The sequence below is a fragment of the Mesorhizobium sp. WSM4848 genome, assembly GCF_055811375.1.
This window is the reverse complement of sequence record NZ_JBVVPX010000029.1, coordinates 76,820-98,613: the sequence shown is the minus strand read 5'-3', so window position 1 is coordinate 98,613 and position 21,794 is coordinate 76,820. Positions and strand designations below refer to the sequence as shown.

Annotated in this window: 23 protein-coding genes; 7 read left to right on the top strand and 16 right to left on the bottom strand. The window is 62.4% G+C overall.

Features of this window, described 5'->3' with window-relative positions; genetic code table 11:
* Nucleotides 1-931: 931 nt before the first annotated feature.
* From AC0L16_RS23840 to AC0L16_RS23825, 4 genes are all read right to left on the bottom strand, one after another.
* Complete coding sequence (locus tag AC0L16_RS23840; RefSeq protein ID WP_473623630.1) at nt 932-1,072, bottom strand: hypothetical protein; 141 nt, start codon at nt 1,070-1,072, stop codon at nt 932-934.
* A gap of 127 nt (nt 1,073-1,199) precedes the next feature.
* Nucleotides 1,200-1,916: a pentapeptide repeat-containing protein gene (locus tag AC0L16_RS23835; protein ID WP_473623642.1), complete on the bottom strand. Its 717-nt coding sequence runs from the start codon at nt 1,914-1,916 to the stop codon at nt 1,200-1,202.
* A gap of 198 nt (nt 1,917-2,114) precedes the next feature.
* The gene (locus tag AC0L16_RS23830) at nt 2,115-2,294 is read right to left on the bottom strand and encodes a hypothetical protein (protein ID WP_473623629.1); all 180 of its coding nucleotides are present in this window, start codon (nt 2,292-2,294) and stop codon (nt 2,115-2,117) included.
* A 322-nt stretch (nt 2,295-2,616) separates the two neighbouring features.
* The gene (locus AC0L16_RS23825) at nt 2,617-3,543 is read right to left on the bottom strand and encodes an ABC transporter substrate-binding protein (RefSeq protein WP_473623627.1); all 927 of its coding nucleotides are present in this window, start codon (nt 3,541-3,543) and stop codon (nt 2,617-2,619) included.
* Between the two features lie 269 nt (nt 3,544-3,812).
* Between AC0L16_RS23825 and AC0L16_RS23820 the strand changes: the two genes are divergently transcribed.
* Both AC0L16_RS23820 and AC0L16_RS23815 read left to right on the top strand, forming a co-directional pair.
* Nucleotides 3,813-4,676, top strand: a complete 864-nt coding sequence (locus tag AC0L16_RS23820) for a hypothetical protein (protein WP_473623625.1) — start codon at nt 3,813-3,815, stop codon at nt 4,674-4,676.
* Between the two features lie 47 nt (nt 4,677-4,723).
* Nucleotides 4,724-5,311 carry a YceI family protein gene (locus tag AC0L16_RS23815; protein ID WP_473623624.1) on the top strand — a complete coding sequence of 196 codons (588 nt, stop codon included), beginning with the start codon at nt 4,724-4,726 and terminating at the stop codon, nt 5,309-5,311.
* A gap of 131 nt (nt 5,312-5,442) precedes the next feature.
* On the opposite strand, the gene AC0L16_RS23810 is transcribed toward AC0L16_RS23815, so the two are convergent.
* The 10 genes from AC0L16_RS23810 to AC0L16_RS23765 all read right to left on the bottom strand — a co-directional run bounded on the left by AC0L16_RS23810 (nt 5,443) and on the right by AC0L16_RS23765 (nt 14,937).
* Nucleotides 5,443-6,177 carry an FCD domain-containing protein gene (locus tag AC0L16_RS23810; RefSeq protein WP_473623622.1) on the bottom strand — a complete coding sequence of 245 codons (735 nt, stop codon included), beginning with the start codon at nt 6,175-6,177 and terminating at the stop codon, nt 5,443-5,445.
* Between the two features lie 109 nt (nt 6,178-6,286).
* On the bottom strand, nt 6,287-7,141 hold the full coding sequence (gene fghA / locus AC0L16_RS23805) for an S-formylglutathione hydrolase (protein ID WP_473623621.1): 855 nt from the start codon (nt 7,139-7,141) through the stop codon (nt 6,287-6,289).
* A 129-nt stretch (nt 7,142-7,270) separates the two neighbouring features.
* The gene (locus AC0L16_RS23800; protein WP_473623620.1) at nt 7,271-7,999 is read right to left on the bottom strand and encodes an ABC transporter ATP-binding protein; all 729 of its coding nucleotides are present in this window, start codon (nt 7,997-7,999) and stop codon (nt 7,271-7,273) included.
* Nucleotides 7,992-8,726, bottom strand: coding sequence for an ABC transporter ATP-binding protein (locus AC0L16_RS23795; RefSeq protein ID WP_473527229.1), 735 nt, complete (start codon nt 8,724-8,726; stop codon nt 7,992-7,994). Before AC0L16_RS23795 ends, AC0L16_RS23800 begins: the two co-directional genes overlap by 8 nt.
* Entirely contained in the window at nt 8,723-9,691 is a 969-nt protein-coding gene (locus AC0L16_RS23790; RefSeq protein ID WP_473623619.1) for a branched-chain amino acid ABC transporter permease, read from the bottom strand. Before AC0L16_RS23790 ends, AC0L16_RS23795 begins: the two co-directional genes overlap by 4 nt.
* Nucleotides 9,691-10,557 carry a branched-chain amino acid ABC transporter permease gene (locus AC0L16_RS23785; RefSeq protein WP_473623618.1) on the bottom strand — a complete coding sequence of 289 codons (867 nt, stop codon included), beginning with the start codon at nt 10,555-10,557 and terminating at the stop codon, nt 9,691-9,693. The genes AC0L16_RS23790 and AC0L16_RS23785 overlap by 1 nt, the downstream gene beginning before the upstream one ends.
* A 61-nt stretch (nt 10,558-10,618) precedes the next feature.
* Complete coding sequence (locus AC0L16_RS23780) at nt 10,619-11,827, bottom strand: amino acid ABC transporter substrate-binding protein (protein WP_473623616.1); 1,209 nt, start codon at nt 11,825-11,827, stop codon at nt 10,619-10,621.
* Between the two features lie 325 nt (nt 11,828-12,152).
* Complete coding sequence (locus AC0L16_RS23775) at nt 12,153-13,412, bottom strand: NAD(P)/FAD-dependent oxidoreductase (RefSeq protein ID WP_473623615.1); 1,260 nt, start codon at nt 13,410-13,412, stop codon at nt 12,153-12,155.
* Between the two features lie 15 nt (nt 13,413-13,427).
* Nucleotides 13,428-13,745 carry a 2Fe-2S iron-sulfur cluster-binding protein gene (locus tag AC0L16_RS23770; protein WP_473623614.1) on the bottom strand — a complete coding sequence of 106 codons (318 nt, stop codon included), beginning with the start codon at nt 13,743-13,745 and terminating at the stop codon, nt 13,428-13,430.
* Nucleotides 13,746-13,755: 10 nt separating this feature from the next.
* Complete coding sequence (locus AC0L16_RS23765) at nt 13,756-14,937, bottom strand: cytochrome P450 (protein WP_473623613.1); 1,182 nt, start codon at nt 14,935-14,937, stop codon at nt 13,756-13,758.
* A gap of 101 nt (nt 14,938-15,038) precedes the next feature.
* Between AC0L16_RS23765 and AC0L16_RS23760 the strand changes: the two genes are divergently transcribed.
* Nucleotides 15,039-15,995, top strand: a complete 957-nt coding sequence (locus AC0L16_RS23760; protein WP_473623612.1) for a LysR family transcriptional regulator — start codon at nt 15,039-15,041, stop codon at nt 15,993-15,995.
* Between the two features lie 92 nt (nt 15,996-16,087).
* Here AC0L16_RS23760 and AC0L16_RS23755 read toward each other — a convergent pair whose 3' ends face one another.
* Nucleotides 16,088-16,630 (bottom strand): cupin domain-containing protein, encoded by a 543-nt coding sequence (locus tag AC0L16_RS23755; protein WP_473623610.1) that lies wholly within the window; start codon nt 16,628-16,630, stop codon nt 16,088-16,090.
* A gap of 61 nt (nt 16,631-16,691) precedes the next feature.
* Entirely contained in the window at nt 16,692-17,813 is a 1,122-nt protein-coding gene (locus AC0L16_RS23750; RefSeq protein ID WP_473623609.1) for an alcohol dehydrogenase catalytic domain-containing protein, read from the bottom strand.
* 278 nt (nt 17,814-18,091) lie between these two features.
* On the opposite strand from AC0L16_RS23750, the gene AC0L16_RS23745 reads away from it, so the two are divergent.
* The 4 genes from AC0L16_RS23745 (at nt 18,092) to AC0L16_RS23730 (ending at nt 21,787) form a co-directional block, all read left to right on the top strand.
* Nucleotides 18,092-18,811 (top strand): fumarylacetoacetate hydrolase family protein, encoded by a 720-nt coding sequence (locus tag AC0L16_RS23745; RefSeq protein ID WP_473623608.1) that lies wholly within the window; start codon nt 18,092-18,094, stop codon nt 18,809-18,811.
* 45 nt (nt 18,812-18,856) lie between these two features.
* Nucleotides 18,857-19,756: a VOC family protein gene (locus AC0L16_RS23740; protein ID WP_473623606.1), complete on the top strand. Its 900-nt coding sequence runs from the start codon at nt 18,857-18,859 to the stop codon at nt 19,754-19,756.
* A gap of 79 nt (nt 19,757-19,835) precedes the next feature.
* Entirely contained in the window at nt 19,836-20,717 is an 882-nt protein-coding gene (locus tag AC0L16_RS23735; RefSeq protein WP_473623604.1) for an alpha/beta hydrolase, read from the top strand.
* 32 nt (nt 20,718-20,749) lie between these two features.
* Entirely contained in the window at nt 20,750-21,787 is a 1,038-nt protein-coding gene (locus AC0L16_RS23730; RefSeq protein WP_473623603.1) for an Ldh family oxidoreductase, read from the top strand.
* Nucleotides 21,788-21,794: the final 7 nt, after the last annotated feature.

The following is a 21,794-nucleotide window of genomic DNA, read 5'->3' as shown; positions in this document are numbered from 1 at the left end:
GCTGAGGATCAGCTTGTTCCGCCTAACCACGTAGAAGCGCCAGAGCCGGCAGTTCATTGCGAGGGCCAAAACTGCCTTCCACTAGCCGATAACCCTGCGGAGGGATGCAAGGGGCAAGATTGCACGCCAGCTCCGCCGGTCGACCCAGGTCCGCAGATTGAACAGGTCGACTGAAGCATCAGCCGAACACCCAACCACGAAGGTGATCGCAGGTCCGTGGAGAACGTTGGATTTCAGGTCGTCTCCCTCTACCAAAACTCCTTAAACTATTGAAATAGCTAAAAAATCTATGCACAATGGTAGCGCTTCCATTTGAAATTGATTAATAATTTCAACGTGGCGCCCTCGTTTTCCACGCGCCAGGTGATTTCAGAGGCGAGGAAGAGCAGCACGCGTTTTACTCCTCCCTGAAAGCGCGCTCGATCCGATCAGCAAGGGCTTCACGATACAAGACAACATCGTGCGCCTGCCGGTCGAAAAGGGACACCTCGACCTTGCATTCCAGGCGCCGGCGTCAATCCTTCGGGTCTGGCGAGACCGTGCGCAGCAGACTGCCAGCTAGTTGACGCACTTTCCAGGGGAACAGAACATTTACATTCAAATTGGTTTTTGGATTCCTATCGGAATCTGAATGAGTTTCCAAGCTCTGGACTGCGTCCTCCCAGGCCCACGACCGGACCGGATCCAGCCAGCTTAGCTGACGCTCGTTTGGGAGGATTTCTTGGCTTTCCGCACGGCTTCTCACCGCGTGAAGCGAGCGCCATGCCGGCACCGCGGCGGATGGTTGCGCTGGAAGACACACTCGCAGGACGGGGGCGCCGCATTGTTCTGAGGTGAACTTTGCCGAAGCCCACGCCAGACCGGCAGCTTCTTCATGTGTGTGGCGTTCACAATGAACCCGCCGATCGAAGATTTCGCCGGCCGCTGGTGATCAGGCGGCGCCTTCCAGACAGCGCCTGTCGAAGACGCCTTCGGCAGCATCGCAATTCGACTTGTCGAGCAGGTTCGCCCTGACCATCAGGTCGATCGTCGTCTTGAGCGCCTTGTCTGGCACGGCCAGGCCCTGCGGCATTAGACACGGATATCCGGAGTTCGCCGTCTCGGGTGGTGGCTTCGACCTTAATGGGCATGCCCGCGGCACAAAGTTACAGGTTCGAATCCTGTCGGGTGCAGCATTGCCGCAGTTCGCTTGCCGACAACTATTCCTGCTGGAATTGACAGGGCCAATCTTCAGGCCTCGTCAAGCCAGAAGGCAACTCGGTCCGGGCGTCTCCGCAAGCCATGTTGAGCTGCCACTGGGACAGACCCGCCGAATTGGAAAGGTCGACGCCCTCGATACGGGTCAGAAAGAAAAAGGCGCGGTCAAAGTCTATCGGCGCGGTGAACGTCGCTCCTCGGAAGTCCGCCCGTGCGAGATTGGCAAACGAGAAGCGGCTGCCGCTGATATCGGCGTCATGGAACTGCGCACGCCCCAATTCTGCCTTTGTGAAATCAACATTGGTCAGATTGGCGTCCTGGAAATTCGAGCGCTGCATTTCCGCGCTCGCAAACACAGCGCCCTGCGCGTCCATACGGCTGAAGTCGGTCCTGTAGGCCTCGATCCTGTCGAACCGGGCGCCTTTGGCGGTCGAGTCGGCCAGGGAAGCACGCACAAGCGTTGCCTTCTCAAGATTTGCCCCAAGGAGATTGCTGTTCCTGAGGTCGGTCGAAGTGAAATCAACACCGAACAGGTTCGCCCCGCTCAGGTCCTGTCCTTCTAGGATGAGAAGCTTCTTGTCACACTCGTGCCAATTGACGCCAGGCGTCGCGGCTGCGCGGCAATTGTGAGCAGCAGTGGCGTTTTGCCAAGCAAACACAGTGCAAACCGCTAGAACCAAGCCGGATGGGCCGTAAGCTCTGGTTCGCCTCAAAGTCATTGTTGCTGGACCTCTGCTACTCGCCGACACTCAACCTTACCACATCTGCTGACACTCGAGCCACCGTGACCACCGCCGTCACAATTAGCGCATTTCTCATATTCAAGCTTTGATGTTGATCAACCGATCAACCCGCCCGTAGGGCGCGATTTGCGAGCGCCTCCCCATATCATCGGCGGTCCAGCAGAGATTCATTTGTCACCGGCCAGGCGCATCATTCCGTTTGAAATTGATCAATAATTTCAACGTGGCGCCCTGGTTTTCCACGCGCCAGGTGATTTCAGAGGCGAGGAAGAGCCGCACGCGTTTATCGCGCATCCGGTCGGTGCATTCGACTCGTCGATGGATGTGCTCCAGACGGGCCTCATCGACAAACATGGCATCACCTATAACGGCTTCGCTGGCCACATGGAAGGCAGCCGGGACTTCTCCGAACGGGCAGCGCTCGAGGCGCTACGGCTCAAGCAGGCCTAGGGCGAACGCACCGACGCCAAGTTTAGGATCCCCACCCAGGTCGGCTTCGACCCCGAGAGGTTCATCGTCTGGGCTTTCAGCCATCGAGCGATTGCACGTCTTTCCGTTCGGCGGCATCAAGAACACCGCGAAGTGGCTGGAGGAGCGGGGCGATAGCGGCCGGCCGCAATCGCCTACCGATCGCCGAACGCATAGGCCACGGCCAGGCGAGTGGTGACCCCGCCGATCAGACGGCGCCTTCCAGATAGCGCCTGTCGAAGACGCCTTCGGCAGCATCGCCCATCGACTTGTCGAGCAGGTTCGCCCTGACCATCAGGTCGATCGTCGTCTTGAGCGCCTTGTCTGGCACGGCCAGGCCCTGCGGCCACATGCCCATGCCACGCATATATTCCAGGCCCCGTCGCGCCAGGGATTCGCTGTCGGGTGTGGTAATGCGCTGGAAGATCGGCAGGGTGATGCCATGGTTGGCCGCTTCATTCGTGACCGAATGCGCCTCGATCAGCGCCTTGAGGAAGCGGGTCACGAGATCGCGGTTCGCTGCGAGCCAGGATGCCTTGCCGATGACAGCGGTGAAGACGATCTCGGGGATTGCGGCGCTGACTTCCCCGAGCAGATTGTAGCCCTTGTCCTGCGCGAGGAAATTCCATGGTGCGGGCTGCGGAGCGCAGTCGATTTCGCCTGCCTGCAGCGCCTCCCACCGCTTGGTGTGAATGCCGGCCAGGGCAAACTCATAGTCGCCGGGGCAGTGCAGCCCTGCCGCGGCCAGCATGATCTGCGTGTAGATCGCGGTGCCCTCCGTCAGCGAGGACGTGCCGACTTTCTTGCCCCTCAGTTCGGCAAGCGAGCCGATGCCCGGGCGCGCCACGATCGACATCGGCAAGCGCACGGCGTTGGCTGCCACGATACGCAGCTCTCCTCCCCTGACGAAGTCGGCAACGGCGCCTTCCGGCGGCGTAATCGCCAGATCCGCTTCGCCGTCGAGAACGGCCGCGGTCGCCTTTTCGACGCTGCCCATGCGCTTGTAGTCGATACGGATGCCGTGCTTTTCGAAAAGGCCCTGTTCGTCGGCGACGAAGACAGGAAGCCAGTTGAACCCCTGCGCGCCGCCCGCGAGCCGAAGATCGGCGAGGCCGGCAGGTTCCCGGTCAGTCATGGCGATATCCTCCGTTGAAACTTCCGGCGCAGGCGCCGGCCTGTGTCTGGCGAGATGCGGTTCGGTTCTACGGCCGTGATGCCGTGGACATTGACAGACGCATAATAATTTGAGATACCATTTAGTATCTAAAAAACATACGGTATGTCAATATGTCGAACGACGGACTTGGCTGATGCTACATCGAGCCGAAGGAGGAAACATGCGCCCCACCAAGAATGTCGCCGATATCAGCAGCCGACAGTTCGACGCGCTGCGGAACAGCTGACATGAGCGGCCTGGCGCGATCACCACAGGAAGCGATGATCCTCGGCATGGTTACGGCTGGTTTGCTGGCGCTTGTGGCAGCTGGGCTGCTGCGCTGGCTTCGCGTCGGGAAGCTCTGGACGGACCTCCTGGTGCCCGCTTCCTTCCTCGTCGCTTACTGGCTGGCCTACAACAAGGTGCCGTCTTTCCCGCCAGTAGGTGCGGTCAACAAGGTCTTTTTCGTCTCCGTGATTGGAACGGCGCTTGGTGTCCTGGCCGAGGCCGCAGGCCGTGGCATGCTGGGTCGCGCACTTGTCCTTGCCCAGCCGATCGCGTCCGCCGCGTATATAGGAGCGGCTCGGCTGCCCGATGCGCTCCCGGAAGTGGCGGTGGCCGCGTTATGGGGCCTGCTGGTAATGCATGGCCTTTCCGGTGGAACAGACCGGGCCGCGGACGAATCCGGCACAAGGCGCGCCGTCTCGCTCGGCATCGCATGCGTCGGTTTCGCGCCGATCGCGCTATTGGGGGCATCATCCTCGAGCTTTCAGCTCAGCCTGCTTTTCGCAGCCGCCCTAGCGGCCATTGTCGCCACCAATATCTCAAATCCGGATTTCGGATTCCGCTCCGCATCCCTCTTGGGAGGAGCAGGTGGCATGATAGCGGTCGCGCAGACCGTCACGCTGATCACGCGCAAGACCGACATGCCAGCGCTGGCCGTGCTGTCATCGGTCTTTGTCGTGCCGTTTGTCGTCGATCCGGTTTTGCGCCGGATCCGCGCCACGAACAAAGCCGTCCGCCTCGCCGCATTTGTCGGGATTTGCCTGCTGCCAGTCGGCGCATCCCTGGCGATTGTGATCGCGCGGTATGGCTCAAGCTTCCCGGTATGACCCGGAAGAGAACTGTCGGAAACCAGTTTAGGGAGGAAGTTACACCTATGTCGAAACTACTGCGGACCACCTTGCTTGCCGCCACGATCGCCTGGTTGCCGCTAGCCGCCGAAACAGCCGCGGCCGGGACTTTCGAAATCGATCCCCTGCATTCGGGCATCGCTTTCTTCATCGACCATCTCGGTTTCTCGCAGGTGATCGGAACTGCGAAGGAGTTCTCGGGCACGTTCGCGTTCGACGCCGCCCACCCGGCTGACAGCAGCCTCGACGTTGCGGTGAAAGTTGCCGGCATCTCGACCAACAACAGCCAGCGCGATAGCGACATCCAGGGCGCCGACTGGTTCAATGCAACCGAGTTCCCGCAGATCACCTTTGTCGGGCGGGAATTCAAGGCGGTCGATGCCAAATCCGGAACGATCACGGGCGATCTCACGATCGCAGGGGTGACAAAGCCGGCCACGCTGGACGTCACCTTCAACAAGGAAGGCGAGAACCCGTGGGACAAGAGCCACGTCGTCGGCTTCAGTGCGCGAACTTCGATCAAACGCAGCGACTTCGGCATGAAGGCCGCGCTCGGAATGATCGGCGACGACGTGAGCCTCGTGATTCAGGTTGAAGGGCGTGCCCGTTCATGACTCACGGTGACCATCCGGCAGGCTGTCGCCTGCCGGATGGCTCGATGGAAGCGGATCCCATCGGCAGCGTTCGTTCAGGCAGGTTCGGCCACCATCACCCACGGATTGCGCCAAGTGAAACTTGCCGCGGCCTACTCTGCGGCCACGGGATCCGGACGCCTGAAGGCATCGGCCGTCCCACCTTGCGCGAAAAGGTGGCTTGCATGAGCAATGACGTTCTCGGTCGTCTCGCGGATATGCCGGTCGACCAGATCCTGCGCCGTGCCCGTGTCGCGGGCGATGACCCTATCCATGATCATCTTGTGCTCGACGTCCTTTGCGCGCCATTGCGGGCGAAACTGCGAGGACATCCTGCGGTAGCGGTGGGCGCGCTCGAAGAGCTTCTGCCGGATTTCGAGTAGATTCGGCGAGCCGCATGCCGCGACCAGCGACAGGTGGAACGCACTGTGCAACGTGGCCCATTCGTCGGAGAGATAGTAGCTCGCACCAAGCCGGCTTTGCAGGCGATCCATCCGATGGAACGCAGCCATGATGTCCGCCTCCCAGCGATCGTCGCCACGATCGATTGCCAGCTTGATGCACTGCCGTTCGACGAGCACACGGACATCCGTCAGATCGTTGAGATCAAACAGCGAGACTGGAGCGACCAGGAACCCGCGCTGCCCCTCCGCCACGACCAGGCCTTCGGCCACCAGCCGCGACAGGGCCTCGCGCAGAGTGGAGAAGCTGACTTCATACAACTCCCTCAGCGTCTCGAAGCGCAGCTTGGTTCCCGGTTTCAAGGCACAGCTGATGATGTCGCTCCGCATGCGCGCCAACACATCCCCGGCGCGTGTCTCTCCGGCGGGCTTGAGGGTGTTACCCATGCATACGACTCCGTATTGAATTATCGCGGAGATTACTGCGGATTTTCGAAATAATCAAACTTGTCGCGTCGAAGCGGCGGGATACTGGCCAGGGCGGGCGTGTTGGGTCTCAGCCGTCAAGCAACAGCCTCTCAGCATGCCAGCGCAGATGGTCGTCCATGAAGCTCGAAATGAAGAAATACGAATGGTCGTATCCATCCTGCATGCGCAGTTTCAGCGGAATGCCGGCCTTGGCGCAGGCCGCCTCCAGGAGCCAGGGCCTTAGGCCGTCATTCAGGAACCCGTCGGACGTCCCCTGGTCGGCGAGAAATTCCTGAAAGCGATGCCCATCCTCAATGAGCGATGTGGTGTCGTAGATCCGCCACGCGGCTTCATCCATGCCGAGGTATTTTTCGAGGGCCGGCCTCGACCAGCCGGCTGTGCTTGGCTGCACGATCGGCGCGAAGGCCGAGCAACTCCTGAACCGCTCCGGGTTCTTCAAGGCAATCGTCAATGCACCATGCCCGCCCATCGAATGGCCCGTGATGGCCTGGCGCGACATGTCTGCCGGAAAATTCGCAGCGATCAACGCCGGCAATTCCTCGACGATGTAGGAATACATCCGGTAGTTCTCCGCATAAGGCTCCTGCGTCGCATCGAGATAAAAGCCGGCGCCGCCGCCAAACTGCCAATTGTCCTTCTCATCTGGGATGTCGGCGCCGCGCGGACTGGTGTCCGGACAGACGACGATCAGCCCCAGTTCGGCGGCCATGCGCCTGTATTCGCCCTTGTCCATGACATTTTGATGGGTGCAGGTCAGTCCCGACAAATACCACACCACCGGGCAAGGCGTTTCCCGGGCCTGTGGAGGCACGAAAACGGCAAACGACATGTCGCAGGAGCAACTCGTCGACAGGTGCGAATAGACGCCCTGCACCCCGCCATGGGATTTTGCCTGGGAGATCGTCTTCATGGGTTCCGGCATGTAGTCTCCACCAATTTTAAGCGCCAATGATAGCCATCTATGGCATCCGCCGCGGCCGCGGCAACCCTGGTGGATCAGGGTTGCCCGATATTGGGCGGCACCAGCAGATGATTGGCGTGCGGCAGTGCGCTAATGCGCTGCCGCCGCGGCGGCGTCGCCGAGGTAGGCACTCATGACCTTCGGATCTTTGAGCAGGTTTGGCGCCGTGTCCTCTCCAACGATCCTTCCCGTCTCGATTAGATAGCCGCGATCGGCGGTCTTGAGGCTCAGCCGCGCGTTCTGCTCGACGAGCAGGATGCCGAAACCTTCGGCGGCGATGGTGGCCAGTGACTTGAACAACTCCTTGGACAGCAGTGGCGACAGGCCGAGGGAGGGCTCGTCCAGCATCAGGATGTCCGGCTTCGACATCAGCGCCCTGCCGATCGCGACCATCTGCTGCTCCCCTCCCGACATCGTCTGCGCCAATTGGCGACGGCGTTCGGCGAGCCGGGGGAACAGCCCGTAGACAAAATCAAGCATCTTGCCCGCGTCAGCCTTCGCGCGCCTGGCATGGCTTCCAAGCCGCAGGTTCTCCGCCACGGTGAGTTCGCCAAAGATGCCTCGGCCTTCCGGGACGAGCGCGATCCCCTCCTCCACCATCAGATGGGCGTCGAGTTTCGTGACATCCTTGCCGTTCATGACGACCTTCGTGCCGGCCTCCGTCCCGACGAGCCCGGCGACAGCGCCGAGGAAGCTGGACTTTCCCGCGCCGTTGGCACCCAGGATGACGCAGATCTCGCCTTTGGAAACGCGTGCGGAAACGCCTTCGAGCGCAACATGGCGTCCGTAGCGGACGCCGAGATTGGACACCTCAAGCATCGTCGTCGTCCCCCAGATAGGCGCGGACAACCTCCGGGTCGGCCAGGACGCTGGCCGAGATGCCGTCGGCGATCTTCGTACCGGAATTCATGACGACGCAGCGTTGGCAAAGCGAGCGGATGGCGTCCATCACATGCTCGACCATGATGATCGTCCGGCCCTGCGCACTGATCTCGCGGATGAGCGCCATGCCGATCCTGAGTTCGCTGGGGTTGAGGCCGGCGAGCCACTCATCGAGCAGCAGGACATGAGGGTTGCTCGCAAGGGCACGGGCGAGCTCTATTCTCTTCTGGTCGATATAGGTCATTGCCGCCACGGGAATCTCCTCGCGGCCCTTCAGCCCGACCCGTGCCAGCAGTTCGCGGGCAAGCGTCAGTGCCTCGCCGCCCCAGAGCCTGTTGTGCCCGAAGACGGCGCCGGCGACGACGTTCTCCACCGCGCTCATGGACGGCAGGACGCGTACCAGCTGGAAGGTCCGGGCAACCCCGATCCGGGCGATCTTGTGGGCTGCCAGTCCGGCGATGGGCTGTCCGGACAGGAGAATATTGCCCGATGTCGGCGACAGCGCCCCCGATATGAGGTTGAGCATCGTGGTCTTGCCTGAACCGTTCGGGCCGATCAGTCCCAACAGCTCGCCCTCGGCGACCTCGAAACTCACATCGTTGACGGCGACGAGGCCGCCGAAGGCCTTGCGCACCCTGTCGATGGCCAGCAAAGGAACGCTCATCTCCCCTCCTCCACGGTCGTTGCCAGCAAGCTCTGGTCGGTTGGGCGGCGACGACGGAATAGGCTTTCCAGCTGGCCCGTGACACCGTCGGGAAGCACATAGACGATCGCCAGGAAAGCGATGCCGACGATCACCGCGGTCTGGTTAGGGAAGTGGCCCGAGATGAAGTCCATCACCAGGGTGAAAGGGACGACGCCGACCAGGGGACCCCACAGGCGGCGTGTCCCGCCGAGCAGAGCCATGATGACCACGAGGAAGGACGTCATCGGATTGAAGGCCGCGTCCGGCGTGATGTAGGAATAACGAGGCGCCATGATTGCGCCGGCCACGGCAATGAAGGCCCCCGAGACCGCGAACAAGATGATCCTGGCGCGAGCGGTGTCGACGCCGACATGACGCGCCACGGCCTCGTCATTGCCGATGATGCGCAACGCCAGGCCCAGCCGGGACCTGTTGATGAGCCACCCGGTCCCGAACACGATCACCGTCAGCGCAAGCAGCATCCAGTAGAGATGCGCCTCGGTGAGATCGGTGAAGACGTATAACCCAATCGTGCCGCCGAAATTGGTTTGTACCCAGGTCACGATCTGGCCCATGAGTTCGGCAAGGCCGAGCGTGAAGATCACGAAATAGACGCCTGAGAGCCTGAGGGTCGCCAATCCGACCAATATGGCCAGCAAGGCGCCGGCGGCGACCGCGATGAGGATGAGCGCCGGGAAAGGCAGGACGTCGATGAAGATCGCGACCGAATAGGTTCCGACGCCGAAGAAGGCGGCGCTCGCCAACGAGACCAGGTGCGTGGGCCCGGAAAAGAGCGCCCAGGCCGTGCATATCGCCGCATAGAGCATGATGTTCACGCTGACCGACAGCCAGAACCCCTCGGTGACCAAGGGAAGAAAGGCCAGCACAGCCGCGCCGCCAAGGCCGGCACCAACAGCCAGAAGTTCATTGCGCGGAATGTTCATCACGCCGGCCGCTTTCCGAAGATGCCCTGCGGCCGGAACAGCAGAACGAGGATGAAAAGGGCGTAGTTGGCCGCCAGCGTCAGCCCCGGGTCCAGTAGGCTGGCGACGAGCGTCTCGGTCAGGCCAAGCACGAGTGCGGCGAGAACCGCGCCACGAATGTCGCCGACACCGCCCATGATCACGATGATCAGCGCCTTCATGGTGAACAGCACGCCCATCGACGTGTTGAACGTGTAGAAGGTCGACAGCAGCGTGCCGGCGCAGGCGGTGATCGAGCCTCCCAGGGCAAAAGCGAAGGCCGCCGTCCGGCGCACATCTATCGCCACGAGCCTTGCGGCGCGCGGATCGACGGCGACGGCGCGAACGGCCGTGCCGCGGTCGGTGTGGTAGAGGAAGACGTAGAGAGCGGCGGCGATGACGACCGCGGCGACAAAGGCCACGACGCGGTTGAGGCCGAACGAGTCGCCCATGATCGAGAAGGGCTGGGCGAGGAACTCATAGTTGAAATAGGACCCGCCGAAGGCCTGCAGCATCAGCCCCTGGAACAGGAACAGCAGTCCGAAAGTCGCCAGGATCGAATCGACCTCGAGCATGCCTCGGTTCTTGGCCCGCTTCACCAGAGGCTGCATCAGCCAGGCATAGATCAGCCAGTTGACGACGAAAGCGCCGGGGCCGATCACCAGCAGGCCAAGAAGCGGATTGATGGCGTAGCCCGTATACAGCCAGAAGGTGACGAAGCACGCGGCGACGAGCGTCTCGCCATTGGCGAGGTTCATTATGCGCGCCACGCCGTACTGCAGCGTGAGCCCGAGGGCGATGAGCGTATAGGTGCCCCCAAGGAGCAGGCCTGTCAGCAGGATGAGCATTGCTGTTCTCGCGGTGAGGGCCTGGCGGCACGCGGACGCCGAGGCCCCTGGGAGGATCGGATCAGTTGCTGGGCCAGACGGGCTTGATCACTGGCTGCTGCACGCCCTGGAGGTTCCCGGTCGCCCTGACGCCACGAACGACGCCATCGCTCCACTGGCCCACCGTCCAGTTGTTGTTGTTGATGTTATTGTCGAAGTGGACTTCGCCGATGACGGTCTTGAAGGTGCCCGACTGGATTTCCTTGTTGAGCGCTTCCTTATCCAGGCTGCCGACGTGCTCGACGGCCTGCTGCAGGATCTCCAGGCTGGCATAGGCCACCGGGCTCGCCCACCAATCGGCTTCCTGGCCCGACACCTCGAGGTGCTCCTTGCGATAGGCCTGGAACACGGGATCGCTGGCATTGACACCGCCCATGATCAAGACCCCGTTGGCAGCGGCGCCGAAGCGCTTTCCGTAGGCGTCGAGATTGCCGCCGACGCTGACGAAGAACGCCTTGACGTCGAACTTCTGCAACTGCGCCTGCTCGGTGAGTGCGAAGCTGTCCGGCGGGTAGGAGTAGGCGACGAAGGCATCGGGGTTCGCCGCCTTGGCGCCTGCTATCACGGGAGCGACGTCCTGGTTGCCGAGCGGGTAGGAGCTTTCGTAGACGGTATCGAAACCGGCCTGCTTGAGCGCCGGCTTGCCGGTCTTGATCATCTCGAGGCCGAAGGCATCGGAGACGTTGACCACCGCGACCCGATTGCCGATCTTGCCGGCGTCGCGCAGATCCTTGAGCGTGCCGACGATACCGTCGGCGATGCCCTGTGCCGGACCGAGCAGCCAGAACGTGTTCGGCCAACGCTTGACGAATTGGTCGAGATCGTTGGCATTGGCGGTGGAGACGATCTGCGGGTAGCCATATTTCGCGATCAGCGGGGCGGTCGCGAGATTGAGGCCTGTCGAATATGGCGGGATGATCAGGTCGACCTGGTCTTGAGTGGCAAGACGCTGAATGTTCTTGACCGCCTCTTCCGGCGACGACTTGTCGTCATACTCGACGATCTCGATCGGCCGCATCTGATCGCCGACCTTGAGGCCGCCGGCCTTGTTCACTTTCTCGACCCACAGCTTGATGTTGGGCCAAAGCACACCTGACGCGCCGCCCGCAAGCGGCCCGGTCTTGGATGCGCTGACGCCGATCCTGACCGGGTCCTGCGCCGTGGCGGCACCGATTGTGCCGACCGCCAAGGCCGCCGAAAGCATGAGTACATTGAAACTGCGTCGCAACATCGATTCCTCCCAGTTCTGGTTGCAGTGGGCGCTCCCTCGCCTCGCGGCTCGCGAGAACGAGTTGATCGCCCGATCCTCTAGCGAATTGCTTAGGCCATTTTCCTCCGATGATCCATATAATTTCGTAATATCTAATATTTTCGTTATTTTGCGATCGACGATAACCCTTGCCCGACTCGAGGTGGCTTGGCCGGAGCACGAGGCTGCGCCCGTCCAAAACCGCTTCCGCCTCACCCCTTATAAGATACCAAATAGTATTCAGATACCAATAAGAATGTCAACGCTAAAAATCTGCCGGTGCGTCCCTACTCCCTCCGGGTCGGCCTCATTTCGAGCTCGCCAGGGCCTCGAGCGCCAGCGCCGGATCCGCTACCTGAGCAGGGTCGAGGCTGGCCGACACGGCAAGGAGGCGCCTTCCGATCAGATAGTCGCGCGGCGCATTCAGCCCATCGACGGCGACGAACTGCCCCTCGCGGTAGTACCAGTGCGACCGTCCTGGGCCCGCCCCCTGCCTGACAACCACGGTATCGCCCGTTCTGGACAGGCCGGCGATCTGCAGCTTGAGATCGAACTGATCCGACCAGAACCACGGCTTCGGCTTGTAGGGCTGGCGCGCGCCCATAATGTTGCGGGCGACCAGGTCGGCGCTGTCGATGGCGTTGCCGACGCTCTCCATCCGCAGCGCTCCTCCCGGCAAGGAGTAGTTGGCGCAGTCGCCGGCAGCCCAGATGAACGGATCGCCCGTGCGCCCGTACGCGTCGGCAGTGATACCGTTGTCGATAGCGAAACCCGCCTCTGCAGCCAGCGTCGTTTGCGGCATGCCGCCGATTCCCGCCACGACGACGTCGGCGGCGATGATCGTGCCGTCGCCGAGCCTGGCGCCAATAACGCGATCAGCGCCGAGCAACTCGCTCACCTCCCTGCCGAGATGGAACGTCACGCCCCTGGACCGGTGAAGGTCTTCCACAGCCCTCGCCGTTTCCGCCGAAGCCACCCGTGCGAGCGGCCGATCGGTGGCTTCCACGACATCCACTGTCATGCCGAGCCCACGCGCGACGGCGGCGATCTCGAGGCCGATATACCCACCGCCGATGACAAGCAGCTTGCCACGCGTTTCGAGCGCAGGCCGCAATGCATCGATGTCGGCGAGCGTGCGGATCGTGAAGATGCCCGCAAGGCCGCGCGAAATCGCCTGCGGAAGCTTTCGGGCGGTCGCACCGGTTGCGAGCACGAGACGGTCGTAGGCAAGCATGCCGCCATCGGCGAGGCATACGCGCCGCCGGCCCCGGTCGATGGATGCGACGCGCGTTCCCAGTCGCAACGCGATCCGGTTCTTTGCGTACCAGTCCTCCGCTTTCAGCTTCAACCGGTCCCGCTCGAGTTCGCCAAGAAGATAGGCCTTCGACAGCGGAGGACGCTGGTAGGGAGCATCGGCCTCGTCCCCGATCAGGGTGAGCGACCCCACAAAACCGTTCGCCCGCAGCTTCTCGGCCGTCGACAGGCCGGCCTGTCCGGCGCCGACGATCACGATGCTGCTTTCGTTGCCGGGTATGGCGGTGGCGGGATGGTCGACGTCGTGGAGCATGGCCAGCCGCAACCGCTAGGCGGCCGGAATGCGGACGGAAACGTTATCCAGCGCGTCGCTGACCCTGATCTGGCAGCTCAGCCGGCTTCCGGATTCGCGCGGCGCTTCGGCGAAGTCCAGCATGTCGTTTTCATGCTCGCTGATCGGCCCGAGCGCCAACATGATTTCCTCGGGAAGCACGACATGGCATGTGGCGCAGGCCGCCGAGCCGTTGCATTCGGCGATGATGCCCGGCACGCTGTTTTCAAGTGCGGTTTCCATCAAGGTGCGGCCGTTCTGGGCCTCAACGGCGAGTTCCGCGCCGTCCACGAGGAGGAACCTGATTATCGGCATCACAGTCTCCTCAAGCGTCCCAGACAACGGGCATGTGCGTAGGGCCACGAAACACCCAGCCGCGGATGCGGACGAGTTCCGGATCCTTGAGCCTGAGATTGCGCAGCCGCTCGAACACCGTCGGCACGGCGATCTGGCTTACCAGCGCGCGCGACACCCATGTCCCGGCGCAGAAATGCGATCCGGCGCCGAACGCAAGGTGGGATTTCTTCTCCCTGAACACATCGAATTTCTCCGGATCGCTGAAACGGCGGTCGTCGTGGTTGGCGGCGCCGACGCACAGACCGACCTGCTCGCCCTTGCGGACCAACGTCCCCGAGATCTCCGTGTCGCGGGTCAAGCGGCGCGGATACATGCCGATCGGCGAAATCCAGCGCACCGCTTCTTCGAACGCCTGCCCCCAAAGCGAAGGCTCGGCGCGAATGCGCGCGAGCTGGTCCGGGTTCTGCAGCAGGCCAAGGATCAGCGTAAGGATCGAGTCGCGGGTCTCGTTCAGCCCGCCCCCGATCGCGACCTTGATGTTGGCGTAGATCTGCTCGACGGTCTGCGGAGGATCGGCCTGGAGCATCGAAGACAGCATCGAAGGATTTGGATTGTCCCGATGATGGGGAAGCATCCTGTCGACGGCGCTCTCGACGCCGCTGGCTGCTTCCCTCGCCTTGCGAGCGATCTCCGGGTTGTGCGAGTAGTTGCCGGAACCGTCGATCAGCGACTGCGACCACAGTGCCATCGTGCGCCAGTCGACGCCGTCGAAACCCAATATGTCGGCCAGTGCGCGTGCCGCGATCGGCGCGGCGAGTTCCTCGAAAAGTTCGGCCTCGCCCCGGTGCTCGATCTGCGAAATAACGTCGTCGCAAATCGCCCGCATGGGGTCGGCCCAGCACCGCTTGACGACGCCAGGCCGCAGGCTCGGATCCATCGCCGCCCTTTCGCGGGCATGATCGTCGCCGTCCTTGCGCATCAGGTTCGGCCCGATCACAGTGTTCAGCAGCGACTGCGGATTGATGGAGGAAAACGTCTCGGGGTCGCGTTCGATGGCCATGATGTCGTCGAAGCGCGTGACCATCATGATGTTGGCCGCCTCGACCTTGACGACCGGCCCGAGGTCGCGGACGCGCTTGAAGGCCGGATACGGATTGGCAAGCAGGTCTTCGAACGCAACGTCGTCGACCACTTTCACCGCTTCGCTCATGATTTCCTCCTGTCGGGGAACGGCGTACGAAATCCACGTGTATTCAGCAATGCGATGAGTTAGATAGATGTCATCGAAAATTTGCATGTGGGAGGATAGCAATGCTGCCCGACGAGCTTGCCAGTGTGGACTTCGCGGCCTTGCAGACGCTTGTTGCTGTCCAGGACCGCGCCTCGTTTTCGGACGCCTCCCAGCTTCTCGGCGTCAACCAGTCCACCATAAGCTACGCCATCAAGAGGCTGCGAAAGGCCTTCAACGATCCGCTGTTTGTCCGCCAGGGCAATTCGATCGTGGCAACCGACAAGGGCGAACGGCTGGCCCAGCAGGCACGCGGCATCCTTGAGCAGATGGCGGCGCTTTCTTCGCCGTCGGGTTTTGATCCAGCCACGGCCAAGGGAAGCGTGACGGTGTCCTGCAACCATCATGAGCGGATGTTTCTCATTCCGGACTTTCTGCGGCGCGCGCAGAAGGAGGCGCCGCAGGCGACGATCCACATTTTCGAGTCCGCCGTCGACGGCAAGCAGCAGTTGAAGGAGAACACCTGCGATATCGTGCTTGGCCCGGTCTCGATCCTCGGGGACATCTACTACCGTAGGAAGATGTTTTCGGATCACTATGCGTGCGTCATGGACCCGGCGCACGAACTCACGCGCGGAGCACTGACGCTTGAGCGCTATTGCGCCTCGCGGCATGTCGCGGTCACCCATAACGGGCGCTGGGAGGCTCTCTATTTCGCGGCGCTGCGCGCCAGGGGCATCGAGTTGGAGCCGGCAGTCACCGTCTCCAGCCATGACATACTGGAACGCCTGATACCGGCCTCCGAATTGGTGGCGACGATTCCGTATCGACTGGCGCGTCGCCTTTCGGACAGGCTCACTTTGCGCCCGTTCCCGATGGACGTCTTCATCCAGGTCGACATGTACTGGACCGAGCGCACGCACCACTCCGGCCTGCACCGCTGGGCCCGCCAGATCCTGGCCGAGGTCGCCGAGAAGAATCTCGGCGACGGGGACCCGCACACAGCAAGACGAGATGACCGCCTGACGGGCGGACAGTAAGCCTGGGCAGACGAATCCGGTGCCGCGCAAGCGGAGCGCACTTTGCCAGCCAGACCACGCTGGATGGACGATCGGCCCGGGAGCGACAACGCCTAGACCGTGGTCGCTCCGAGCATCACGACCGAGATCGTCACCGGCTCGGCGAAGGGATTGCGCCAGGCATGGCGCGCGCCCTGCTGCACCACCGTATCGCCCTGTGCCAGCTCGACGGTCTTGCCGTCGTCAAGCTCGAGGACAAGCCGGCCCTTGACGACGGTGACATAGTCGACCGTCGGCGTCTGGTGCATGCCGGGATTGTCCATCTCGAAGCGCTCGGCGATGCCGGGCGCGGCCTTCAGGTGCTCCGGACCCGCCAGTTCGGGCTTCCAGTCGGGCGACATCATCACGCTGTCCGGCGGAAAGGTGATCATCCAGAACACCGAACCACCGACCGAAGCGAGCATCGTGCTCTCGCTCGCCATCGGGTCGGCACCGTCCCGTTTGGCCAGATCCGGCGTCCCGTCGATCTTCCACTGCGGGGACGAAATCAAACCGGGCGTGTGCTGCAGCGCCACCTCGCGCGGCGAGGAGCCGTCGCTGATGAATACCGATTTTCCTGCTGCGTTCTTTCCGGTGACAACGCGGCGAATGTTCATGTCTTGATCCTCCCAGATAATATGAATACCATCGGGTATCAGCATACCCATACGTATGCAATTACGGATGGATCACAAAATTTGAGAACCCGCCATGGCGCAGGGCGATACCCGAAATGGCCTCATTGACCTGGCTCATGGGCGTCGCCTGGGTTTCCAAGAGGTCGAAGCTGACCTTGCCGATCCCGACGAGGTCAGCCATTTCCTGGCCTTCGGATGTCGTCAGCCATGCCGAACCGATAAGACGCTGGTTGCGGTCCATCATCATGTGTACGTCGATGGGAACCGCGCCCATCACGGCGCCGATGTCGACGGCGATACCGCCGCGGCGCAGCGCCCTGAGGCCCGCCAGGAAAGGCTCTTGCGGCGTGCCGGGGCCGTTGCAGTCGATGAAGGCGTCGACCCCCTCGCCATGCTCCGTCCTGGAACGCGCCCATTCGTCGGGCGATCCGTCGTCCAGCGAATGTGTCTCGATGATGCCGGGCGCCAGCGCTTCGATCTCCTTCAGCAGCTTCCTGTCGCGACCGGTGCCGAGAATCTTCTTGACCCCGAACGACGGGCCGAACACTGCGATCGATATGCCGAGCGTGCCGGAGATGCCATTGACAAGGATGGTGTCACCGGGACCGACCTGCGCTTTCTTCAGAGCGGAATAGCCGGTGCCCATGTAGCCGAGCCGCGCCGCCTGATCGAAGGTCATGTTGTCGGGCAGAGCCACGATCGCCGACGCCGGCGCGGCCATGTACTCGGAAATACCGCCGACCGGGTAGTCCTCGAATGTCTGGAGCGCTTCATGGCTAAAGCCGAAATAGCCCTGGAAGGCGTAATGGCGGCAGGAGATCGTGTCGCCGCGCCGGCAATGACGGCAAGAGCCGCAGGAGCGCCCCGGATTGACGTAGACCCGATCGCCGGGCTTCAGACTGTGGACCTGGCTGCCGACCGCCGCGATCTCGCCGGTCGGGTCGAGGCCGAAAATCGCTGGCAGCGGCGGCTGCGGCATGTGGGGAAACCAGGTCGGCCACATCGCCAGGATGTTGGCGAGGTTCGGCACGATGCCGCACGATCTGACGCGAACGAGCACGTCCATCGACCCAAGCTTCGGGACCGGCACGTCCTCGATCCTCAGCTGGCCGCCGATCTCATGCATGCGCGCGGCCTTCATCGCCTGCGGAATTGCTGTCACGTCGATACTTCCCGTTCGCTCAAACCAGCGCATGCCGATTTTCTCTCGCGCATATGGCCCTCCTCCCGAGGCCAGACCGGTGATCGCATAGATTTTTCGAAATATCAATCCTTTTTCGTAACTTTGTGGTGATGGCCAAGGACTCGGCACCACGCCCAGGCAAAGGTCAGACCAATCGGCCTGAGACCGGGTCACTTGTCGCCTTCTTACGATGGCTTGCCTATTTTCGAAAATCCGGCTTACTCCAAGACGAGTGCCTGCTTTTAAGGTACGTCGTAATGGGTGAGCCTTTGAAATTCGCTTCTTTCGTTGAACGCAACGGTGCCGGCTACGGAATGGTTGACGGTGAAATCATCCTGCGGCTGGATTCTGTTCCCGGCGCGCCGCCAGATCTCAAAGCCTATCTCGATAGCCGGTTTCCTGACCTCGCGCCCGATGAACGCGATCTCGAAGCCTTGCCGCTGGCTGAGATCAGCCTGCTGCCGCCGATTCCCAACCCAGGCAAGATCTTCTGCGTCGCCACCAACTTCCGCGAGGATGACAAGCCGGCGCCGCAGTTCCCGCTGCTGTTCATGCGCCACGCGCAAGCACAGACCGGCCATGGAGGTGCGATCCGGAAGCCGGCGGTTTCCGACAAGCTGGATTTCGAGGGTGAGTTGGCGGTGATCATCGGCCGCCGCGCACACAAGATCGTGCGCGGCGAAGCGATGGCGTACGTCGCCGGCTATTCATGCTTTAACGAGGGGAGTGTGCGCGACTGGCAGAAGCACTCGAGCCAGTTCACGCCCGGAAAAAACTTCTACCACAGCGGCGCGTTTGGTCCCTGGATGGTCTGTACGCAATCCGCCGGAATTCCTTTTCCCTGGCGACGAGGTCGAGATCGAGATCCAGGGCATTGGAACGCTGCGAAACACCGTGATCTCGGATCAGTCGTCCTGACATTTCGTAATAATATCTTTTTTTCGAAATTTGTTGCCGTTGAGCTGAGTTTGATCTAAGGAGATCGCCAGGACCACGCTGCGGCCATAGGAAGGAGACTGGTGATGCACCTGGTGTTTGGGGTCGGTCACATAAAGCTGAATGTCCGTGACGTAGACGCCGTGATCCACGACTCGACGGAGATTCTCGGCCTGCGGGTCACCAAGCAGGCGGCGGGCGAGACATGGCTGAGCTCGAACGGCTGCGAAGCAGAACTCGTGCTTCTCCATTCCGAGGAGAATTCCTGCCACACGATCGGGCTCGAAGCGCTGACCGAGGAGGCTGTCGCGGAAGCCGCCTCGCGTGTCGACGGCGCCGGCTGCCGGATCCTCTCGCGCGAACCCAGCCTGGCGTGCTGCGATGCCGGCGTCACCTTCGCGACGCCGGACGGTCTGCGCTTCGAGGTACACACCCCGGCGCGCGACGACATGTACAATCCGCGCTACCCGACCAACGGCATCAAGCCGCGGCGGCTCGACCACATCAATCTCATCACGCCCGACCCGGTCGCCACGAGGCAGCAGCTCTCCGAAATCTGCGGCATGCGGCTCACCGAGCGCATGGTCAACGAGGCTCTGAGCTGGATGCATGGCGGCAACCGCCAGCACCACATTCTGGGTCTGGTGAAGGGTCCGGTCGGGCTTCACCACTACTCTTTCGAATTCAGCCACTTCAGCGACTATTGCCGGCTTGGCGACATTCTCGACGGGTTCGACCGCCAGGTCCTTTGGGGGCCGGGCCGCCATCGTCCGGGCGACAACACCTACGCCTACTACCTCGATGCCAGCGGCGCGATGGTCGAGTGCTCGGGCGCCATGCACATGGTCGCCGACGACGTCCACTTCGTACCCAACGTCATCACCAATTTGGAGCGCCCGGGAAACGTCCGCCAGATGAATGTCTGGGGTTCTCCCGCCCCCCAGGAATGGCGCGAGCACCATTTTCCATTCGCCGGGATCGACTGATCCGGAGGGCTCGGCGGCAGACCACACAGGCAAGCAAGGCGAAGCAGCTCGGGGCGCTGCTTCGGACAGGAGATAGTTCATGCAGGAAAAACTGACGTTCGAATCCGACGGCCTGAAACTGTCGGCGGTTCTGCACATTCCCGACAGCCACCGTCCCGGACAGAAGCTGCCAGCATTCATTGTCTGCCACGGCTTCGTCGGTTCCAAGGACGAGTCGCACGCCCAGATCCAGGCGGAGATGATGGAGACGTTCGGCTATGCCGCGCTGCGCTTCGACTTCCGCTGCTGCGGCGAGAGCGAGGGCGAGCGCGCTCAGGTACGCTGCTTCGATCAGGTCGCCGACGCAAAGAACGCGCTGACCTTTCTTGCCAAGCGCCCCGAGATCGACCCGAAGCGAATCGGCATCACCGGCCACAGCTTCGGCGCCGCGGTTTCGGTCTATACGGCCGGCGTCGATGAGCGGTTCGCCTGCGTCATCTCCTCATGCGGCTGGGGTCACGGCGAGCGGAAGTTCCGCGGCCAGCACCCAACGCCGGAGGCCTGGGAGCGCTTCATGGGCCTGCTCGAGAAGGGACGCGAGCATAAGCGCGCAACGGGCGAAAGCCTGTGGATCTCGCGGTTCGACGCCGTGCCGATCCCGGAAAAGTTGCGCAACAACCTGTCGCCCAAGGCGATTATGGAAATCCCGACCGAGACGGCATGGAGCATGATGAATTTCAGGGCGGAGGACGTGGTTGCCAACATCGCGCCCCGGCCAGCCCTGTTCTTCCACACCGCCGACGACATCATCACGCCGACCGAGCAGTCCATCCGCCTGTTCGAGAAGGCCGGGCAGCCGGCCGAGCTGATGCTGATCTCGGGCACCGCCCACTTTCCGCTCGCACCGGAGGACGCGCCGCGCACCAAGATGATGCTCAAGGGCTGGCTCGACAAATTCTTCCCGGCAACGCCGACAGCTTGAGGTCGATGCGGCCAGACCAGGAGACATTCGGCATGCCCGTCGCCCAGGAAAACGAACTGACGGATTTTGCGACCGCGCTGCTCAATGCTGCCGGCTATACGCCGGACGAGGCGGCACAAACTGCGCGGCTGCTGGTGTGGGCAAATATGCGCGGCGCGGATTCGCACGGTGTTCTCAGGATCCCGCGCTACATCGAGATGGTCGAGACCGCTGTCGTGCGCGCCGGTCAACAGCCGAAGCTGATCCGGGAGTTCGGGGCGACCTGCGTCTTCGACTACGCAAAGGCGCCGGGCGCCGTCGCCATGATGCACGCGGCCGGCAAAGCCGCCGATTTGGCGGAAACGTTCGGCATCGGCTGGTGCGGCGCCCGCGATATATCCCATGCTGGCGCAATCGGCTATTTCACCACCAACTTGTCCGAACGCGGTCTCATCGGCATCGCCATGACCGCATCAAGACCGCTCATGAGCTATTTTGGCGCAAAGGGCGAGGCGCTGTCGACCAATCCTCTGTCGATCGCCGTGCCGCGGCCCGATGGCGCCGATCCGATCGTGCTCGACATGTCGACCGCCGCCGTCGCGCTCGGCAAGATCATGGCGGCCAAGGATTCGGGCAACCCGATCCCCAAAGGCTGGGCCATCGACGCCAACGGCCTCGAAACGCAGGACCCCCATGCGGTGGCAGCCATCCTGCCGATGGCCGGCCCGAAGGGATCCGGCCTGTCGCTGATGATCGAGATCCTGTCGAGCGTACTGGTGGGCAATGCGGTCATCGCGCCGTTCCTGCACGGCGAAAAGAACGGCGGCTTCAATGGCCTTATGCTTGCCATCGATCCGGCGGCCTTCGGCGACAACTCGTCCTTTCTCGCCTCGGTGGAAAGCCTCGCCGGCGCGATCCATGCCCTCGATCCGGCAGCCGGCTCCGATGGCGTGAAACTACCCGGCGAACGCGGCTTTCAGACCGGGCGGGCGCGCGCCGCCAACGGCATCCCGCTGGCGAAGGGCACGGCCAGGAATCTCGCCGATGCAGCCGTTCGGCTGGGGCTCACGGTTCCGACTTTCCTGCAGTGATGGCCGC

Excerpts from the sequence above, each read along its gene's own strand:
- AC0L16_RS23780 (WP_473623616.1), bottom strand. The coding sequence starts at position 11,827 with ATGTTGCGACGCAGTTTCAATGTACTCATGCTTTCGGCGGCCTTGGCG.
- AC0L16_RS23825 (WP_473623627.1), bottom strand. The coding sequence starts at position 3,543 with ATGACTGACCGGGAACCTGCCGGCCTCGCCGATCTTCGGCTCGCGGGC.
- AC0L16_RS23740 (WP_473623606.1), top strand. The coding sequence starts at position 18,857 with ATGCACCTGGTGTTTGGGGTCGGTCACATAAAGCTGAATGTCCGTGAC.
- AC0L16_RS23760 (WP_473623612.1), top strand. The coding sequence starts at position 15,039 with ATGCTGCCCGACGAGCTTGCCAGTGTGGACTTCGCGGCCTTGCAGACG.
- AC0L16_RS23835 (WP_473623642.1), bottom strand. The coding sequence starts at position 1,916 with ATGACTTTGAGGCGAACCAGAGCTTACGGCCCATCCGGCTTGGTTCTA.
- AC0L16_RS23775 (WP_473623615.1), bottom strand. The coding sequence starts at position 13,412 with ATGCTCCACGACGTCGACCATCCCGCCACCGCCATACCCGGCAACGAA.
- AC0L16_RS23795 (WP_473527229.1), bottom strand. The coding sequence starts at position 8,726 with ATGAGCGTTCCTTTGCTGGCCATCGACAGGGTGCGCAAGGCCTTCGGC.
- AC0L16_RS23765 (WP_473623613.1), bottom strand. The coding sequence starts at position 14,937 with ATGAGCGAAGCGGTGAAAGTGGTCGACGACGTTGCGTTCGAAGACCTG.
- AC0L16_RS23820 (WP_473623625.1), top strand. The coding sequence starts at position 3,813 with ATGAGCGGCCTGGCGCGATCACCACAGGAAGCGATGATCCTCGGCATG.
- AC0L16_RS23770 (WP_473623614.1), bottom strand. The coding sequence starts at position 13,745 with ATGCCGATAATCAGGTTCCTCCTCGTGGACGGCGCGGAACTCGCCGTT.
- AC0L16_RS23840 (WP_473623630.1), bottom strand. The coding sequence starts at position 1,072 with ATGCCGCAGGGCCTGGCCGTGCCAGACAAGGCGCTCAAGACGACGATC.
- fghA (WP_473623621.1), bottom strand. The coding sequence starts at position 7,141 with ATGCCGGAACCCATGAAGACGATCTCCCAGGCAAAATCCCATGGCGGG.
- AC0L16_RS23830 (WP_473623629.1), bottom strand. The coding sequence starts at position 2,294 with ATGTTTGTCGATGAGGCCCGTCTGGAGCACATCCATCGACGAGTCGAA.
- AC0L16_RS23745 (WP_473623608.1), top strand. The coding sequence starts at position 18,092 with ATGGGTGAGCCTTTGAAATTCGCTTCTTTCGTTGAACGCAACGGTGCC.
- AC0L16_RS23730 (WP_473623603.1), top strand. The coding sequence starts at position 20,750 with ATGCCCGTCGCCCAGGAAAACGAACTGACGGATTTTGCGACCGCGCTG.
- AC0L16_RS23810 (WP_473623622.1), bottom strand. The coding sequence starts at position 6,177 with ATGGGTAACACCCTCAAGCCCGCCGGAGAGACACGCGCCGGGGATGTG.
- AC0L16_RS23735 (WP_473623604.1), top strand. The coding sequence starts at position 19,836 with ATGCAGGAAAAACTGACGTTCGAATCCGACGGCCTGAAACTGTCGGCG.
- AC0L16_RS23800 (WP_473623620.1), bottom strand. The coding sequence starts at position 7,999 with ATGCTTGAGGTGTCCAATCTCGGCGTCCGCTACGGACGCCATGTTGCG.
- AC0L16_RS23755 (WP_473623610.1), bottom strand. The coding sequence starts at position 16,630 with ATGAACATTCGCCGCGTTGTCACCGGAAAGAACGCAGCAGGAAAATCG.
- AC0L16_RS23785 (WP_473623618.1), bottom strand. The coding sequence starts at position 10,557 with ATGCTCATCCTGCTGACAGGCCTGCTCCTTGGGGGCACCTATACGCTC.
- AC0L16_RS23790 (WP_473623619.1), bottom strand. The coding sequence starts at position 9,691 with ATGAACATTCCGCGCAATGAACTTCTGGCTGTTGGTGCCGGCCTTGGC.
- AC0L16_RS23815 (WP_473623624.1), top strand. The coding sequence starts at position 4,724 with ATGTCGAAACTACTGCGGACCACCTTGCTTGCCGCCACGATCGCCTGG.